Origin of the sequence: Sandaracinus amylolyticus (genome assembly GCF_021631985.1) — a bacterium.
In the GTDB taxonomy this organism is placed as follows: Bacteria; Myxococcota_A; Polyangia; order Polyangiales; family Sandaracinaceae; genus Sandaracinus; species Sandaracinus amylolyticus_A.
This window is the reverse complement of the sequence record NZ_CP070225.1, coordinates 4,144,206-4,160,101: the sequence shown is the minus strand read 5'-3', so window position 1 is coordinate 4,160,101 and position 15,896 is coordinate 4,144,206. Positions and strand designations below refer to the sequence as shown.

Here is a 15,896-nt window from a genome sequence, read left to right as displayed (position 1 = left end):
ATGGATCACGTCGAGGAGCTCGCGAGCCTCAAGCGCGACGTCGCGCGCGAGGTGCGCAAGGTGGTCGTCGGGCAGGACGAGGCGATCGAGGGCATGCTCGTCGCGCTGCTCGCGCAGGGGCACGTGCTGCTCGAGGGTGTGCCCGGGACGGCGAAGACGCTGATGGTGCGCGCGCTCGCCGCGACGATGGGGCTCGGGTTCGGGCGCATCCAGTTCACGCCCGATCTGATGCCGAGCGACATCCTCGGCACGAACGTGTTCGACTTCGAGCGCGGCCGCTTCCAGCTCACCAAGGGTCCGATCTTCACGGAGCTGCTGCTCGCCGACGAGATCAACCGCGCGCCCGCGAAGACGCAGAGCGCGCTGCTCGAGGCGATGCAGGAACGGCAGGTCTCGCTCGACGGCCAGCGCCACGCGCTCGGCGCGGACTTCACCGTGTTCGCGACGCAGAACCCGGTGGAGCAGGAGGGCACGTATCCGCTGCCCGAGGCGCAGCTCGATCGTTTCCTGCTCAAGATCGTCGTCGGCTATCCGAGCGCCGACGACGAGGACCGCATCCTCGCGCACGCGAGCGTCGGTGTGGGCTCGGTCGACGTGGGGGCGTCGGGGATCGATCGCGTCGCGACGCGCGAGCGCATCGCCGCGGTGCGCGAGCTCGGGCACCAGGTGCTGATCGAGGATCGCGTGCGCGGCTACGTGCGCGATCTCGTCCGCGCGACTCGCAACACGCCGGCGATCCTGCTCGGCGCGGGGCCGCGCGCGGGCGTGCACCTGCTCGTGGCGTCGCGATGGTACGCCGCGCTCGAAGGGCGCCGATTCGTCACACCCGACGACGTGCGGCGCGCGCTGCGTCCGGTGATCGGACATCGGCTCGTGCTCGCGCCCGAGGTGGAGCTCGACGGGCTCTCCGCGAGCGAGGTGATCGAGCGCGTCGCGTCGACGGTCGAGGTCCCGCGTTGAGCGACGACGAGCGCGCAAAGGCGACGCGATGGGCGCCCGGCGCGCGGCTCGCGCCCGCGGCGCTCGCAGCGATTCCGCTCGCGCTCGGTGGGGGCACGCTCGGGTTCGTCGGATCGCTCGCCTTCGATGCGGCGCTGGTGATCGGCGCCGCGATCGACGCGCGCCGTCTGGCCGCACGCGCGCCCCACGCCGAGCGACACCACGATCCGCGGCTCGTGCTCGGGGCGCGCAATCGCGTCGCGATCCGCCTGCACAACGCGAGCGAGCACGCGATCCGCGTGACGGTGCGCGACGATCTGCCCGACGGCTGGCGCGCCGATCCCGACGAGCTCGTCGCGGAGATCCCCGCGCACGCTCGGCGCGAGCTCGTCTACCACGTCGTGCCTCCCGCCCGCGGCGTCGCGCGCTTCGGCGATCTGCACGTGCGCATCGAGGGCGGCCTCGGCCTCGGCGCCGCGATCGCGAGCGTCCCCGCCGCCGAGGAGACGCGGGTCTATCCCAACGTGCTCGGGACCCGCCGCCGCGAGCTCGCGATGCGCGTCTCGCGCTTGGTCGCACCCGGCATGCGCAGCGTGCGCGTGCTCGGCGGAGGCGGCGAGTTCGAGCAGCTGCGCGAGTACGTGCACGGCGATCCGTTCCGCGATCTCGACTGGAAGTCGACCGCGAAGCGCCATCGCCCGGTCACGCGGGTGCTGCAGCAGGAGCGCAGCCAGCAGGTGCTCCTCGCGATCGACGCCGGCCGCATGATGGCGAGCCGCGCCGGAGACGGCAGCACGAAGCTCGATCACGCGATCCATGCGGCGCTGCTCCTCGCGTACGTCGCGCTGCGGCAGGGCGATCGCGTGGGGCTGGTCGTGTTCGCCAGTGACGTGCGGGTGTTCGTCCCGCCGGGGCGCGGCGCGACGCAGTACCGCCGCTTGCTCGAGGCGGTGTTCGCGGTGGAGGCCGAGCTCACGCACGTCGACGTGCGCCGGCTCGTCGACTTCGTGCGAGCCCGCGTGCCCCGGCGCGCGCTCGTCGTGCTGCTCGGTGATCTGCTCGACGAGGCCCACGCGATGCCGCTCGCCACCCACGCTGCCGTGCTGCGCCGCAAGCACCTGCCGCTCTGCGTGACGATGCGCGATCCCGTCGCCGACGAGCTCGCGTCCGCGCCCGCCGCGCGCGATCACGACGCGTACGTGCGCGCGGCCGCCGCCGATCTCGTCGCCGAGCGCGCCGCGATGAAGGCCCACCTGCGGCACGCGGGCATCGGGGTTGTCGAGGCACCGCCCGGAGAGCTCGGGGTCGCTGCGGTCGGACGCTACCTCGAGCTCAAGGCGCGCAGCGTGCTCTGAGAGCGCTGACGCTCGCGCGTGGTGCGGCGCTCGTGCATGTTCGTCGCATGGCACGCACACCGCTCCAGGCAGACGAGATCACGAGCGCGCTCCGAGACCTCCCGGGCTGGACGCACGAAGGCGACGCGCTGCGGAAGACCTTCCGCTTCCAGAATCACCGCGAGGCGATGAGCTTCCTGGTGCGCCTCTCGTACGAGGCCGAGCAGCGCGATCACCACGCCGAGATCCACAACGTGTACGCCACCGTGGAGCTCGTGCTGCGGACGCATGACGCGGGCAATCGCGTCACGCGCGCCGACGTCGAGCTCGCGCGAGTGATCGAGTCCTTCTCCTGGGTGTGACCGCCCGGCCGCCACGGGGCGCGGTGCATCACCCGGAATTCGAGGCTTTTCCGCGCGATCTGGGCGCTCATCGTCGTGCTCATGGGGGCCGAGATCATCCAGATCGAACGAGCCTGGGATCCGATTGGGCAGAGCCTGGACCCCGTCACGTGCGCGATGGAGGAGCGCCGGCGCTGTCCACTCTGCGACGGCGAGCGGCGCATGACGCTCTGGAAGGGGCGCTTCGTCGACCCCGAGATCCGCGCGTTCCTGGCCGCGCATCACTACGCGGGCGATCCAGTCGCGGTGCTCGCCGAAGAGCACTTCGAGCTCGTGCGCTGCCTCCAGTGCGCGCTGCGCTACCACGCGCGCGTGCTCGATCGGAACGGTCTGGCGCTGCTCTACGGGACGTGGATCGACGCGCGCCAGATCGAGCGCTTCGAGGCCGAGCACGTTCCGCCCGAGCGCCGCGAGCCGTTCTCGGTCGGTCGCCACATCGTGAAGGACCTGCTCGCGATGCACGCGCTCGCGGGCGGCTCGAACGAGATGAAGCTGCTCGACTTCGGATGTGGCGACGGACGTGCGCTCCGCATCGCGGCGGCGCTCGGGCTCCGCGCGGTCGGCGTCGATCCCAGCCTGACCCGCAGCACGCGCGCCAGCGACGGCGGTGGCGCGGTGCACCCGACGCTCGGGGAAGCGCTCGCCGACGTCGGCGGGAGCGTCGACGCCATCCTGATGAGCGAAGTGCTCGAGCACCTCGTCGAGCCGCGGCGCGTGCTGCTCTCGCTCGTCGCGGCGCTCCGCCCGGGCGGCGTCATCCTCATCGAGACACCCGACACGCGCGGGATCGACGGTCCGCCGCGGACGTTCGAGCACATGCGCTGGGTGCACCCGCTCGAGCACATCAACGGGTTCACTCCGGAGACCCTCGAGCGCATGGCGCGCACCGTCGGGCTCGAGCCCACGCGGCTGGTGCGCGCGCACGCGACGACGCGGCTGCGCGACGTCGTGCGCACGGAGCTCGGGTGTCTGGTCGGGCGGCCGAGCACCAGCCGCATCTTCGTGAAGCCCTGAAGGCTCGAGGGCTGTCGACGATCGGCTCGCCCGCCGGTCCCTACCGTCCGTCCGGGCCCGGCGGGACGAGCACTCCTGCAAGCGCTCAGCGCGCGGCGCGACGACGTGCGCCGGGCCGGCGCACGACACGATCGCATCCACACGCGGTCGCGTGTCGCTCCAGCGCGGCGTCGAGCGCGTCCTCGTCGAGCGCGATCCCGTCCTCGCGCCACACGCGATCGATGACGAGCGTGGCTCCGTCCACGTGCCCCTCGAGGCGTCCGACGAAGCGCCCGCGGTGCAGCAGCGGCACGACGTACCAGCCGAAGCGCCGCTCGCTCGCGGGCTTGTAGACCTCCCACACGTAGTCGAAGTCGAACGCGTGACGCACGAGGTCGCGATCCCAGAGCACGGGATCGAGCGGGCCGAGGATGCGCATCCGATCGTCGGGCGCGATCACGCGACGCTCGCGGAAGCCGGCCGGCGCGAGGTAGCTCCTACGCGCTCCGTCGATCGCGACCTCCTCGATCGCGCCCTCGTCGAACAGCTGCTCGATCGTTCCGTCGGTGCGTGCGTCGCGCAGCATCGACCACATCGCGCCGCCCGCGCGCGAGAGCAGGCCCGCGGCCTCGACGCGCTCGCGCAGCGCCCACGCCGCGAAGCCGTGCCCCGCGACGTCGACGTCGTGCTGATCGGGCAGCGCGCGCCGCGGCACGTCCCACAGCTTCGCGCGCGCGGTGCGCCCCGCGACGACGATCTCGCAGCGCGTCCAGAGCACCTCGATCGCCATCGACGCCGCACGTCCGGTGCCCTTCCAGCCGCTCCAGTCGATCGGCTCGACGCGCCCTCGATCTTCGAGCTCACCTGCGGCGATCGGACCGCGTGCCGCGACCTCTTCGCGCACCGCGTCGATCACGCCCGCGGGGAGCCGACGCAGCCGATCACCGAGCCTCCACCACGGCGTCTCCGCGGCCTGATCGCGATAGTGAGGGAACGCGCGCGCCGGCAGCAGACAGCGCTCCTTCGCGAAGTGCTCGAACGCGTGTCCCGGCAGCGTGTGCGCGAAGAGATCGCCCTTCGCGATGCCGTCGACGCGCGCGAGCGCGACGAGGTCGGCGTTGGTGCCCATCGGATCGAGCGGATCGAGCTGCACGCAGCGGAGCGCGTCGAGCATCGCGCGCACACCTCGCCCGCCGCGCTCGCGACGAGGACGCGCGAGCCCGAGCTGCGAGACGAGGAACGCGCGTGCTTCCTCGCGAGAGAGCGTGGTCGTCGTCATCGAGGCGGTGGAGTCTAGCGTCACCGGCGCTGGGGACCGCAGGCCGGATCGGTAGGCCGATTCGGACCGCGCAAACGCGTTCGCACACGCTCGGATCGCGGCTGCGCGCACGAGCGACGCGAGGCACCCGTCTTGCGTTGCCGCGCGCGATGTCTCGCAGTGGGTGCTTCGTCCTCTTCGCCTGCGTCCTCTCGCTCGCCGGATGCGAATGCGGCTCGACGCCGATCGGTGCGTGTGACTCGACCAACGACTGTCGCGCGGGCCAGCGCTGCATCGACGGGATGTGCACCACCACGAGCGTGCTCGACGCCTCGCACGACGACGGCGCGACCGGATCGTGCTCGCCCGCGTGCGACGACGGCGAGCTCTGCGTCGCGAGCGTGTGCGCGCCCGATCTCGGCCCCTGCGCATCGTCCGAGGAGTGCGGCGCCGACAGCTACTGCGAGCCCACGCACATGCGCTGCGTCCCCTACGGCGTCCCGTCGGGCTACGTCGCGGACTCGACGTGCTCGCGCCTCGTCGCGGCCGGAACGTTCGCGCCCTCGGTGCAGTGCGAGTTCACCGCCGCGCCCGCGGGCGATCCGTTCCCCACGCACCTGCACGTGCTCTCGACGCCGATGGTCGTCGACTTCGCGATCAATCGTGGGCCCGACGAGCCCCATCGCCCGTCGATCGTCGCGGTGTTCGACGACGGCGTCGACGGATCGTCGGAGGTCGCGACCGGCGTGATCCGCATCCTCGACGGCGAGACCTGCACGCAGATCGCGGAGCTCGGATCGCTGCAGATCGTCGCGCACAGCGCGCCGGTCGCGCTCGGTGATCTCGACGGGGACGGGCGCGCCGAGATCGTCGCCTACAAGGCCGAGCCGCCGAGCGACGGGCTCACGCCGGCGACGCGCGGCGGGCTCGTCGCGTTCACGTACGACGAGGACACGAGCGCGTGGCGCGTGATGTGGCGATCGACGCGCGCCGACGGCAGCCCCTACGAGCCGGTCGGCGGCGGCTGGGCGGGCCCGTCGATCTACGATCTCGACGACGACGGCCGCCCCGAGGTGCTGCGCGGCGCGATCGTGCTCGACGCGAACGGCGTGCTGATCGACGAGAGCAGCGCGTCGCTCCTGAACTACGGCTCGGGAACCTTCGCCGTGGTCGCGAACGTCGACGCCGACGCCGACGTCGAGCTCGTCGGCGGGCACGGCGTGTGGTCGTGGAATCGCACGTCGCGCACCTGGGTCGCGGAGAGCTGGGCCACCGGAGGTCAGCCTCACGGGCACGTCGCGATCGCGGATTTCGGCGCGTTCCCCGGCAGCGCGTCGTGGCCCGCCGAGGCGCCCGAGGTCGCGGTGATCACCGCCGGCAACGCGCGCATCCAGACCCTCGACGGAACGATCGTCCTGCCGCCGATCCCGCTGCCCGGCGGCGGCAGCGGCGGCCCTCCGACGATCGCGGACTTCGACGGCGACGGCCTCCCCGAGTTCGCGAGCGCCGGCGGCAGCGCGTACTCGGTGTTCGATCCCGACTGCAGCGCCACGCCGCGCACCGGCGGCGAGTGCGCATCCGGGACCACGACCGGCGTGCTGTGGACGCAGCCCTCGCAGGATCAGTCGAGCAACGTCACGGGCTCGAGCGTGTTCGACTTCGAGGGCGATGGTCGCGCCGAGGTCGTCTACGGCGACGAGTGCTTCGTGCGCGTCTACGACGGCGAGAGCGGCTCCGTGCTCTTCAGCCAGTCGCGCTCGTCGTGCACTTGGTACGAGAACCCGGTCATCGCGGACGTCGACGGCGACTTCAACGCCGAGATCGTGATGGGCGACAACTTCAACTGCGGCTCCGCGGAATTCGGCACCGACTGCAGCCGCTTCGGGCTCGGCCCGCGCAACACCGATCCGCTCTTCGCGGGGCTGCGCTGCGCCGACGGAGCCGACTGCGTCTCGGGCGTGTGCGACGCCGGCTTCTGTCGCTGCACCAGCGACGATCAGTGCTGCGTGGGCGCGGGCTGCGCGGCCGCCGCGTTCGTGTGCGAGGTGCCTCCCGCGGGCACGCCCGGCACCGGCAACACGTGTCGCGCGTCGCGTCCGATCGGCACCCGCGGCATCCGCGTGTTCCGCGACGGCGGCGATCGCTGGGTGCGCTCGCGCATGATCTGGAGCCAGCACGCCTATCACGTGACCAACGTGCGCGACGACGGAACGATCCCGCGCACCTCCGAGGTTGGCCTCAACTGGCGCGAGGACGGCCTCAACAACTTCCGCGCGAACGTGCAGGGCGACGCGATCCCCGGCGCCGCACCCGATCTCACCTCGCGCGGCGACACGCGCCTGTGCGACGCGACCGGCGGCACCGCGATGCTGCGCGCGACGCTCTGCAACCGCGGCGCATCGCCGATCGGCGCGGGCGTGAGCGCGACGTTCTACGCGGGCGATCCCGGCGCAGGCGGCAGCGCGATCTGCAGCGCGGTCACGACCGGCGATCTGCGCCCCGGCGCGTGCGAGCCGCTCTCGTGCGCCTGGACATCGCCGCCCTCCACCGCGACCGACGTGTGGATCGTCGCCGATCCCGCCGGCGAGGCAGGCGAGTGCCGCGAGAGCAACAACGTGAGCATCGTCCGCGACGTGCGGTGCGACGGCGTCATGTGATCTAACCTCGGCCCACAGATGCGCTCGCAGTCCTTCGCTTCGATCCTCGCGCTCACGCTCCTCACGCTGACCTCGACCGCACACGCGCAAGCGGTGCTCGGTGAGCCATCGGCGTTCCGCTTCTACCAGAGCCCCGGGCCCGACACGTTCCTCGGGGTCGACTCGCTCGCGATCGGTCGCGAGTGGGAGCCCAGCGTCGGTCTGCTCGCGGACTACGCGCACCTGCCCTTCGCGCTCGACGACTACGACTGCCTCACCGGCACGTCGGCCGCGTGCACCGGGCGCGAGCTCGACGTGGTCGGGGGCACGTTCACGCTCCAGCTGACCGCCGCGATCGCGTTCGCCGATCGCGTGCAGATCGGGCTCAACCTCCCGTTCATCGCCTACACCTTCGGCGACGGGCACCAGTGGACCGAGGGCGGCGCGCCGCGCCGCATCCTCTCGGGCAACGCGACGACGCTCGGCGATCCGCGCATCCACGCGAAGGTGAAGATCTTCGACGAGGAGCTCGGCGGCGGCGCGCACTTCGGTCTCGGCGTCGTCGGCTACGTCACGTTCCCGGTCGCGCAGGCGATCGCGCCGGGCCGCTACGTCGGCGAGCCGAGCGTCGCGGGCGGTGGTCACGTGGTGCTCGGCTTCGGCATCGAGCGCCTGCGCGTCGCGCTCAACGTCGGCGCGCAGATCCGCGAGGAGGCGCAGATCCTCGAGAGCCGCCGCGTGTCGGAATTCGCGTGGGGCGCCGCCGCTGCGTACGACTTCGACGAAGTCTGGGGCGCGATGGCGGAGATCCAGATGCAGACCACGTTCGGTCTGGTCTTCGACGACGAAGCGCCCACCGAGGTGCGCGCCGCGGGCTATGCGCGCGTCGGCGATCTCACCTTCACGCTCGGCGCAGGCGTCGGCATCGCGTACGCGATCGGCGTCCCGATCTTCCGCGTGCTCGGCGGTGTGCAGTGGGAGCCGCGCCCGCGCGGCGACGCGGATCACGACGGCCTCGCCGACGATCGCGACTCGTGCCCGAGCGACGCCGAGGATCGCGACGGCCGCGCCGACGAGGACGGCTGCCCCGATCTCGACGACGATCGCGACGGCATCCCCGACGAGCAGGATCGCTGTCCGACCGAGGCCGAGGATCGCGACGATCACGAGGACGACGACGGCTGCCCCGACGGCGACGACGACGGCGACGGAATCGCCGACGGCTACGACTCGTGCCCGAGCGCCGCCGAGGATCGCGACGGCGATCGCGACAACGACGGATGCCCCGAGGACGATCGCGATCGCGATCGCATCGACGACGCGCGCGACCCGTGCCCCGACGCGGCCGAGGACACCGACGGGCTCGCCGACGAGGACGGCTGTCCCGAGACCGACTTCGACGACGACCGCGTGCCCGACGAGTCCGATCAGTGTCCCGAGCAGGCCGAGGATCGCGACGGGTTCGAGGACGCCGACGGATGCCCCGAAGAGGGCGCGCCGCCGCGCCGCGGGCGCGCCCGTTGACGCGCACGACGTCGTGATGCGGTGAGCGCGCGCAGGCGCGCGCTGGACGCACCGCGTGATCCGTGGTTTCACTCGGGCCGCCTACTTGGAGGACGAATCGCGATGGCAGCCTTGGCCGAGGTCCTGACGAGCGACGCGAAGAAGGCGCAGGTGGTCGATGACTGCCTCGTGCTCATCGACCAGGAGGTCGAGGACAAGGGCGGCATCTCGGGCATGGCCATCAAGGCCGGCTACGCCGCGGTGAAGAGCATCCGCCCGGGGTTCCTCAAGCAGGTCGTCACCGATCTGCTCCCCGAGTTCGCGAAGGCGCTCGATCCCGTCTACCAAGAGGCGAGGTCGCAGTCGCGCGGGGTGAGCGATCACTTCTCGTCGAACGCGGGTCGCGTCGCTGACGGCCTGCTCGCGATCACCGACGAGAAGGCCAAGCGCACCAAGAGCGGCGTGGTGAAGGCCACCTACGATCGCCTGCGCGGCACCGCGAAGAAGAACGTCGAGTCGGCCGTTCCGCGCCTCGGCAAGCTGATCGAGAAGCACGCGGGCTGATACTCTCCGCGCCCATGAGCACCGACACTGGCTCCGCGGCGATCGTCCCCACGGATCGCAACACAGGCGCGATCGAGCCGCGCAAGCGCTACTCGTGGATCGAGATCCTCCGCGAGATCGGCCAGGGCGAGCGCGAGACGCTGATGATGCGCGGCACCGCGCCGCGCTTCGAGGATCTCGTCGGCTGGGAGTTCGCGGGCGCGAACGCGCTCGGGCTCACCAAGCTGATCGGCATCCGCAAGTTCACGAAGGGCTTCTACGAGGGTCCGCCGCGCAGCGACGGGCCTTCGCCGTTCGTGCAGGGCTACAACATCGTCGTGCGCCAGAACGGCGACGAGGCGCCGCACGAGTACGTGCCGAGCGACGCCGCGCCCAAGCGCCACGGCTTCTATCGCGTGCACGCCGTCGATCCGCAGGCGCGCGACGCCCGGTATCCGAACGCGCTGCTGCTCGACTACGGGCTCGGCGGCAACGGCCTCTTCGGCCCGCCGCTGCGCGACTACATCGTGCAGGTGTATCCCGACGATCCCGATCTGCTCCTCGGCAAGGCGTACCTCGCGCTCGGTCCGGTGCGGATCCCGGTGAGCTTCTTCGTGCTGAAGCGACTGAAGAAGCACGACTTCAAGGGTTGAGATGAGCAAGTCGATCCAGAAGGGGAAGGTGGCGTTCGTCTTCCCGGGACAGGGCTCGCAGAAGGTCGGCATGGGCCGCGAGGCGTTCGACGCGTCCGATGCGTCGCGCGGTGTGTTCGAGGCCGCCGATCGCGCGCTCGGCGAAGCGCTCTCGAAGCTCTGTTTCGAAGGACCCGACGAGCAGCTGCGCCTCACGCGCAACACCCAGCCCGCGGTGCTGACGAGCTCGGTCGCGCTGCTGCGCGCGTTCGATCAGACGCCCGACGTGGTCGCGGGACACTCGCTCGGCGAGTACAGCGCGCACGTCGCGGCGGGCACGATGGCGTTCGACGATGCGGTGCGCCTCGTGCGCATCCGCGGCGAGCTCATGCAGGAGGCGGTGCCGGTCGGGCAGGGCGCGATGGCCGCCGTGCTCAAGATGGAGCGCGCTCCGCTCGAGGAGATCTGCCGCTCGATCGACGGGATCGTGCAGCCGGTGAACTACAACTCGCCGGGGCAGATCGTGATCGCGGGCGAGACGCGCGCGGTCGAGCTCGCGAGCGAGAAGTGCAAGGCCGCGGGCGGTCGCGTGATGCCGCTGCCGGTGAGCGCGCCGTTCCACTCGTCGCTCATGAAGCCCGCGGAGGAGAAGCTCGCGCCGCACCTCGCGGCGATCGCGTTCGTCGATCCGCGCGTGCCGGTCTACGTGAACGTCGACGCGGCGCCGGTGACGAAGGGCGACGTCGCGCGCGACGCGCTGGTGCGCCAGGTCGCGCGCCCGGTGCGCTGGGACGAGTCGGTGCTGCGCATGGTCGAGGACGGCGTGACGCTCTTCGTCGAGATCGGCGTGGGCAGCGCGCTCTCGGGGATGATCAAGCGCACGACCGATCGCGCGGTGTCGGTGAGCGTGCAGACGCCCGGCGACTTCGACGCGGCGCGCGAAGCGATCGCGACCGCGCGCGGCTGAGCGTCACTTCGCCGCGCGACGGCGCGTGCTCGAGACGACCTCGTCGACGACCTGCAGGAACGAGCGCACCGCCGCGCTGCGGTCGTCGCGCCGCCACACCACCGAGACCGTGAGCGGCATCGAGAGGTCGCGGATCGGGCGCGTCACCACGGCGGGCGGCTTGCGATGGCGCGTCGCGCCCACCGCGAACGCCATGCCCATCCCGCCCGCGACGAGGCTCAGCACCGTCGAGTCGGTGATCGCCTCCTGCACGATCCGGATCGTCACGCCCTTCGCCTGGCACTGACCGAGGATCGCGTCCTGGTACGCCGGGCTGATCGCGCGCGGGAACCACACCATCGGCTCGCCGTCGAGCTGCTTCACCGAGACGCTGCGACAGCGCGACAGCGGGTGTCCCTTCGGCATCGCGAGCACCACCTCGTCGCGGCTGATCGCGCGCGACGCGATGCCGCGATCCGCGGGCGGTAGGTGATAGAGGAACCCGAGGTCCACGCGCTTCTCCTGCAGCGCGTGCCACTGACCCATCGACGTCGAGGGCAGCAGCTCCAGCGCGATGCCCGGGAAGCGCTGCCGGAAGCGACGGTAGATGGCGATCGGCACCCCGTCGTAGGTCGCGGTGTCGACGAACGCGACGCGCAGGTGACCGACCTCGCCCTTCGCGACGCGACGCGCGCGATCGAGCGCGCGATCCGCGGAGGCGAGCACGTCGCGCGCGCTGCGCAGCAGCTCCTCGCCCACCGCGGTGAGCACGACGCCGCGCGGCACGCGCTCGAAGAGCGGCGCGCCGATCTCCGCTTCGAGCTCGTGGATCTGACGGCTCAGCGGAGGCTGCGTGATGTGGAGACGTCGCGCGGCGCGACCGACGTTCCCTTCTTCCGCGACGGCCACGAAGTAGCGAAGGTGCCGCAGCTCCATCCATACCCTCCGGGTATCGATCCGATGCGAACGATGTCTTGGACGCATCGCGTCCGCCATCGCCAGAGTGCGCGCATGACTCGCACGATCCGGGACGCGACACCCGCGGACGCCGCGGCGATCTCGCGCATCTACAACTTCTACGTGAGGACCTCGACCTGCACGTACGCGCTCGAGGAGGAGACGCTCGACGAGCGCCGCGCGTGGCTCGACGCGCACGGTCCGATGCACCCCGTGCTCGTCGTCGAAGAGGAGGGCGAGGTCGTCGCGTGGGGATCGCTCTCGACGTACAACCCGCGCCGCGGCTACGCGCGCACCGTCGAGGACTCGATCTACGTGCGCGACGATCAGCGCGGGAAGGGCATCGGGCGCGCGCTGCTCTCCACCTTGATCGAGCGGGCGCGGGCGCTGGGGCACCACACGATCATCGCAGGCGCGTCGGCGGATCAGGACGCGAGCATCGCGCTCCACGCGGCGCACGGCTTCGTCGAGGTCGCGCGCCTGCGCGAGGTGGGGCGCAAGTACGATCGCTGGCTCGACGTCGTGTACCTGCAGAAGATGCTGTGACGATCAGCGCGCCGCGATCTCGTGGACGACGCGCTCCGCGCTCTCCAGCGCGCCCTCGAGGAAGCCGTGGTGCTCGCGCGCGGTCTCGGTGCCGGCCCAGTGGATCGGGCCACACGGCGTGCGCAGCGCGGCGCCGCTCTCGCTGAGCGCGCCGGTGCCGAAGAGGCTGATCGGACAGCCGCGGCTCCAAGGCTCCTCGCTCCAGTCGTGCTCCACGTACTCGAGCGGGCGCAGCGCCTCCTCGCCGTACCACCGCGCGAAGCGCTCGAGCACCACGCGCCGGCGATCGGCGCGCGACCGCGCCGCGTGCTCGCGCGCGAGGGCGCCCACCGAGAACCCGAGCAGCGCGGGCTGCGCGCCGTCGTGCGAGGTGTTGTCGAACGCCACCGCCAGCGGCCCACGATCGCTCACCGCTTCACCGGACAAGCCGCGCTCGCGCCAGAACGGACGATCGTAGAGCGCGAGGCACTTGATCGTGCTGCCCTGGAACGCGCGCTCGAACAGGTGCGCGCGCTGCGTCGGCAGGAGCGGATCGAATTCGATCGTGCGCGCCAGCACCGGCGGCACCGCGACCACGACGCGCTCGGCGAGGTAGGTGCCGCGATCCGCGTCGACCATCACCTCGCCGCCGCGCACCGAGATCCGACGCACCGGCGTCGAGAGCCGCACCCGGTCGCCGAGCGAGCTCGCGATGCGCGTCGAGATCTCCTGCGCGCCGCCCACGAAGCGCGTCTCCTGCGCGCCGCCCTGGATCTCGACGAGCGGCATCAGCCCGCCCGCCGCCTGCGCGTAGAACAGGAAGTGGAGCAGCGAGATCTCCCCGAGCTCCGCGCCGAACACCACGCGCGCCGAGGCCTCGAGCAGCGCGCGCACGTGCGGCGATCGGACGCGGGTGCGCGCCCACGACGCGACGGTGCGCGAGTCGTCCTCGGCCGCGCGCGGCGACTCGTGCGGCGCGTCGGTGCGCACGGCCTTGCGGCGCGAGTCGATGCGCGAGAGCACGACCTGCAGCTCGAGCAGCGAGAGCGGATCGAGGCGCGGGATCGTGCCCTCGTAGCGCGAGAGCTTGCCCGCGAGATCGAGCACCTTCGCGCCGGTGTCGTAGGTCGGGAACGTCGCGATCCCGAGCTCGCGCACCAGCGCCTGCGCGCGGCGCTGCGAGGGGCCGATCCACTGCCCGCCGAGATCGAACGTCGCCTTCCCGAGCGGGCGCGACAGTGTGCGACCGCCGACCCGATCGCGCGCCTCGAGGACCAGCACGTCGGTCTCACCACGTCGGACGAGGAGGTCGGCGGTGCGCAGGCCGGCGAGGCCGGCGCCGATGACGAGGACACGTGCTCGGGTAGCCATGCGGGGCGAATGAGAAGGCAAGCTCGCGACGTCCGCAAGCGCCCGGTCGGGACTGGTATCCTCGACGGCGCGGATGCACTTCGGGCTCGAGCGAGGCGCGAGGATCGCGCGCAAGTACCGCGTGGTGCGGGAGCTCGGGCGAGGCGCCTTCGGCGTCGTGTTCGAGGCCGAGAACGAGGCGACCGAGCGCCGCGTCGCGATCAAGCTGCTCGCCGCGCCCGAGCACGACGAGGCCGCGACCGCGCGCTTCCTGCGCGAGGCCCGCCACGCCGCGCGCCTCGTGCATCCGAACGTCGTCACGGTGCTCGACGCCGATCGCGATCCCGATCGCGGCTGGCTCTATCTCGTCCAGGAGCTCCTCGTCGGCGAGGACCTCATCACGTGCCTGCGGCGCGAAGGCCCGCTCGCGCCCGCGCGCGCCGCGCAGATCCTCGTGCCGGTGATGGACGCGCTCTCGGCCGCGCACGCCGCGGGGCTCGTGCATCGCGACGTGAAGCCATCGAACATCTACCTCGCGTGGCGCGGTCGCGGCTCGGACGAGCTGGTGCCGAAGCTGATCGACTTCGGTCTCACGAAGTCGTTCGAGCAGGACGACGGCGACTACACCGCGACCGGGCTCGTCGTCGGCACGCCGAGCCACATGTCGCCCGAGCAGCTCGTCGCGCCCAAGGAGGTCGGCCCGCAGACCGACGTGTGGTCGATGGGCGTGGTCTGGTACCAGACGCTCTCGGGACGCCTGCCCTTCGAGGGTGATCGCGTCGCGGACGTCGCGTTTCGCATCGTCGAGGGACGTCCTCCGCCGCTCGCGAGCCGCGCGCCGTCGGCGTCCTCGGCACTCGCGGCTGCGATCGATCGCGCGCTGCTGCGCGAGCGGGAGCGACGGTGGGCGACGATGGACGAGCTGCGCAGCGCGATCGAGAGCGCGCTGCGCGCGTGGAAGCCGATCGCGCCCTCGATCGACGTGCCGCTCGACGATCTCGAGCCGGAGCCCTTCGACGAGGCGGAGCCCACGATGTTCGCGCGTCGTGGCGCCCGCGTCCGCGCGGCGATCGCAGCGCGCGCCGGTCGCCTGCGGCTCGGCCTGGTCGCCAGCAAGGAGCGCGACCTCTCGCCGCAGACCGCGCTCGCGCTGGGCTCGCATCTCGGCATCGAGATCACGTTGTTGCGTCATGCGAGCCACGCCGATCTCGTCGAGGCGCTCGACGTGGGCGAGCTCGATCTCGCGTGGCTCTCTCCGGTCGCGTTCGCGCGCGCGAACCAGAACGAGATCGCGCGCGGCCTCGCGTGTGTGGAGCTCGAGGACGCCGACGACTACGCGGGCGTGCTCGTCGGGCATCGCGCGCGCGCGCCGCGGCTCGAGCGCTTCGCGCTCACGGGGACGCGCGCCGCGTGGGTCGATCGCTGGTCGGCCGCGGGCTACACGATGCCGCGCGTGGTGCTGCGCGCTGCGGGCATCGAGCCCGAGCAGACCTTCCTCGAGCAGCGCTTCGTCGGCTCGTACAAGGCCGCGCTCGCCGCGCTGCGCGAGGGCAGCGCCGACGTCGCGGGCATGTACGCGTACCTCGATCGCAGCGGGCGCATCGCGTCGCACGGCGCGTCGGGCGATCCCTCGCTCGTCGTGCTCGCGACCAGCGATCCCATCCCACCCGACGTCGTCGCGGCGCGGGTCGATCTCGACGAGCGCGAGGTGCGCTCCCTGATCGCGCGCCTCGAGCACGCGCAGCTCGCGCCCGCGGATCCCCTGCGCGAAGCCACGGGCGCGTCGTCGTTCGCGACGTTCGCTGCTGCGCGCTACGAGGCGCTCGCGACCGCGCTCGAAGGCGAGCCCGACGCCTGATGCGCGCGCCGCGCGGCGCGC

The 15,896-nt window shown here is 72.0% G+C and carries 14 protein-coding genes; 11 read left to right on the top strand and 3 right to left on the bottom strand.

Going from position 1 to position 15,896, the window contains the following annotated elements; genetic code table 11:
- The 4 genes from I5071_RS17555 (at position 1) to I5071_RS17540 (ending at position 3,688) form a co-directional block, all read left to right on the top strand.
- Positions 1–960 (top strand): AAA family ATPase, encoded by a 960-nt coding sequence (locus tag I5071_RS17555; protein ID WP_236606626.1) that lies wholly within the window; start codon positions 1–3, stop codon positions 958–960.
- On the top strand, positions 957–2,294 hold the full coding sequence (locus I5071_RS17550) for a DUF58 domain-containing protein (protein ID WP_236606625.1): 1,338 nt from the start codon (positions 957–959) through the stop codon (positions 2,292–2,294). Before I5071_RS17555 ends, I5071_RS17550 begins: the two co-directional genes overlap by 4 nt.
- A gap of 47 nt (positions 2,295–2,341) precedes the next feature.
- Complete coding sequence (locus I5071_RS17545) at positions 2,342–2,635, top strand: 4a-hydroxytetrahydrobiopterin dehydratase (protein ID WP_236606624.1); 294 nt, start codon at positions 2,342–2,344, stop codon at positions 2,633–2,635.
- A gap of 201 nt (positions 2,636–2,836) precedes the next feature.
- Positions 2,837–3,688, top strand: a complete 852-nt coding sequence (locus tag I5071_RS17540; protein WP_236606623.1) for a class I SAM-dependent methyltransferase — start codon at positions 2,837–2,839, stop codon at positions 3,686–3,688.
- An 85-nt stretch (positions 3,689–3,773) separates the two neighbouring features.
- Here I5071_RS17540 and I5071_RS17535 read toward each other — a convergent pair whose 3' ends face one another.
- Positions 3,774–4,946 (bottom strand): DNA glycosylase AlkZ-like family protein, encoded by a 1,173-nt coding sequence (locus I5071_RS17535; protein WP_236606622.1) that lies wholly within the window; start codon positions 4,944–4,946, stop codon positions 3,774–3,776.
- A gap of 149 nt (positions 4,947–5,095) precedes the next feature.
- Between I5071_RS17535 and I5071_RS17530 the strand changes: the two genes are divergently transcribed.
- The 5 genes from I5071_RS17530 (at position 5,096) to fabD (ending at position 11,206) form a co-directional block, all read left to right on the top strand.
- Positions 5,096–7,582 (top strand): FG-GAP repeat domain-containing protein, encoded by a 2,487-nt coding sequence (locus tag I5071_RS17530; RefSeq protein WP_236606621.1) that lies wholly within the window; start codon positions 5,096–5,098, stop codon positions 7,580–7,582.
- Positions 7,583–7,600: 18 nt separating this feature from the next.
- Entirely contained in the window at positions 7,601–9,085 is a 1,485-nt protein-coding gene (locus I5071_RS17525; RefSeq protein ID WP_236606620.1) for a thrombospondin type 3 repeat-containing protein, read from the top strand.
- A 102-nt stretch (positions 9,086–9,187) separates the two neighbouring features.
- Positions 9,188–9,628 (top strand): DUF6918 family protein, encoded by a 441-nt coding sequence (locus I5071_RS17520; protein WP_236606619.1) that lies wholly within the window; start codon positions 9,188–9,190, stop codon positions 9,626–9,628.
- A gap of 14 nt (positions 9,629–9,642) precedes the next feature.
- Positions 9,643–10,260, top strand: coding sequence for a hypothetical protein (locus I5071_RS17515; protein ID WP_236606618.1), 618 nt, complete (start codon positions 9,643–9,645; stop codon positions 10,258–10,260).
- Between the two features lies 1 nt (position 10,261).
- Positions 10,262–11,206 carry an ACP S-malonyltransferase gene (fabD, locus tag I5071_RS17510; protein ID WP_236606617.1) on the top strand — a complete coding sequence of 315 codons (945 nt, stop codon included), beginning with the start codon at positions 10,262–10,264 and terminating at the stop codon, positions 11,204–11,206.
- 3 nt (positions 11,207–11,209) lie between these two features.
- Here the strand turns inward: fabD and I5071_RS17505 are convergent, their stop codons facing one another.
- Positions 11,210–12,121 carry a LysR family transcriptional regulator gene (locus I5071_RS17505; protein WP_236606616.1) on the bottom strand — a complete coding sequence of 304 codons (912 nt, stop codon included), beginning with the start codon at positions 12,119–12,121 and terminating at the stop codon, positions 11,210–11,212.
- 75 nt (positions 12,122–12,196) lie between these two features.
- Here I5071_RS17505 and I5071_RS17500 point away from each other — a divergent pair, with 75 nt between their 5' ends.
- Positions 12,197–12,688, top strand: a complete 492-nt coding sequence (locus I5071_RS17500; RefSeq protein ID WP_236606615.1) for a GNAT family N-acetyltransferase — start codon at positions 12,197–12,199, stop codon at positions 12,686–12,688.
- Between the two features lie 3 nt (positions 12,689–12,691).
- Here I5071_RS17500 and I5071_RS17495 read toward each other — a convergent pair whose 3' ends face one another.
- A complete protein-coding gene (locus I5071_RS17495; RefSeq protein WP_236606614.1) occupies positions 12,692–14,038 on the bottom strand; it encodes a flavin monoamine oxidase family protein in 1,347 nt (448 codons plus the stop codon).
- Positions 14,039–14,111: 73 nt separating this feature from the next.
- On the opposite strand from I5071_RS17495, the gene I5071_RS17490 reads away from it, so the two are divergent.
- A complete protein-coding gene (locus tag I5071_RS17490) occupies positions 14,112–15,875 on the top strand; it encodes a protein kinase domain-containing protein (RefSeq protein WP_236606613.1) in 1,764 nt (587 codons plus the stop codon).
- The last annotated feature ends 21 nt before the right edge of the window (positions 15,876–15,896 follow it).

Coding starts and splice junctions, on each gene's coding strand:
- I5071_RS17520 (WP_236606619.1), top strand. CDS start 9,188: ATGGCAGCCTTGGCCGAGGTCCTGACGAGCGACGCGAAGAAGGCGCAG.
- I5071_RS17525 (WP_236606620.1), top strand. CDS start 7,601: ATGCGCTCGCAGTCCTTCGCTTCGATCCTCGCGCTCACGCTCCTCACG.
- I5071_RS17490 (WP_236606613.1), top strand. CDS start 14,112: ATGCACTTCGGGCTCGAGCGAGGCGCGAGGATCGCGCGCAAGTACCGC.
- I5071_RS17540 (WP_236606623.1), top strand. CDS start 2,837: ATGACGCTCTGGAAGGGGCGCTTCGTCGACCCCGAGATCCGCGCGTTC.
- I5071_RS17515 (WP_236606618.1), top strand. CDS start 9,643: ATGAGCACCGACACTGGCTCCGCGGCGATCGTCCCCACGGATCGCAAC.
- I5071_RS17530 (WP_236606621.1), top strand. CDS start 5,096: ATGTCTCGCAGTGGGTGCTTCGTCCTCTTCGCCTGCGTCCTCTCGCTC.
- I5071_RS17495 (WP_236606614.1), bottom strand. CDS start 14,038: ATGGCTACCCGAGCACGTGTCCTCGTCATCGGCGCCGGCCTCGCCGGC.
- I5071_RS17505 (WP_236606616.1), bottom strand. CDS start 12,121: ATGGAGCTGCGGCACCTTCGCTACTTCGTGGCCGTCGCGGAAGAAGGG.
- I5071_RS17500 (WP_236606615.1), top strand. CDS start 12,197: ATGACTCGCACGATCCGGGACGCGACACCCGCGGACGCCGCGGCGATC.
- I5071_RS17535 (WP_236606622.1), bottom strand. CDS start 4,946: ATGACGACGACCACGCTCTCTCGCGAGGAAGCACGCGCGTTCCTCGTC.
- I5071_RS17545 (WP_236606624.1), top strand. CDS start 2,342: ATGGCACGCACACCGCTCCAGGCAGACGAGATCACGAGCGCGCTCCGA.
- fabD (WP_236606617.1), top strand. CDS start 10,262: ATGAGCAAGTCGATCCAGAAGGGGAAGGTGGCGTTCGTCTTCCCGGGA.
- I5071_RS17555 (WP_236606626.1), top strand. CDS start 1: ATGGATCACGTCGAGGAGCTCGCGAGCCTCAAGCGCGACGTCGCGCGC.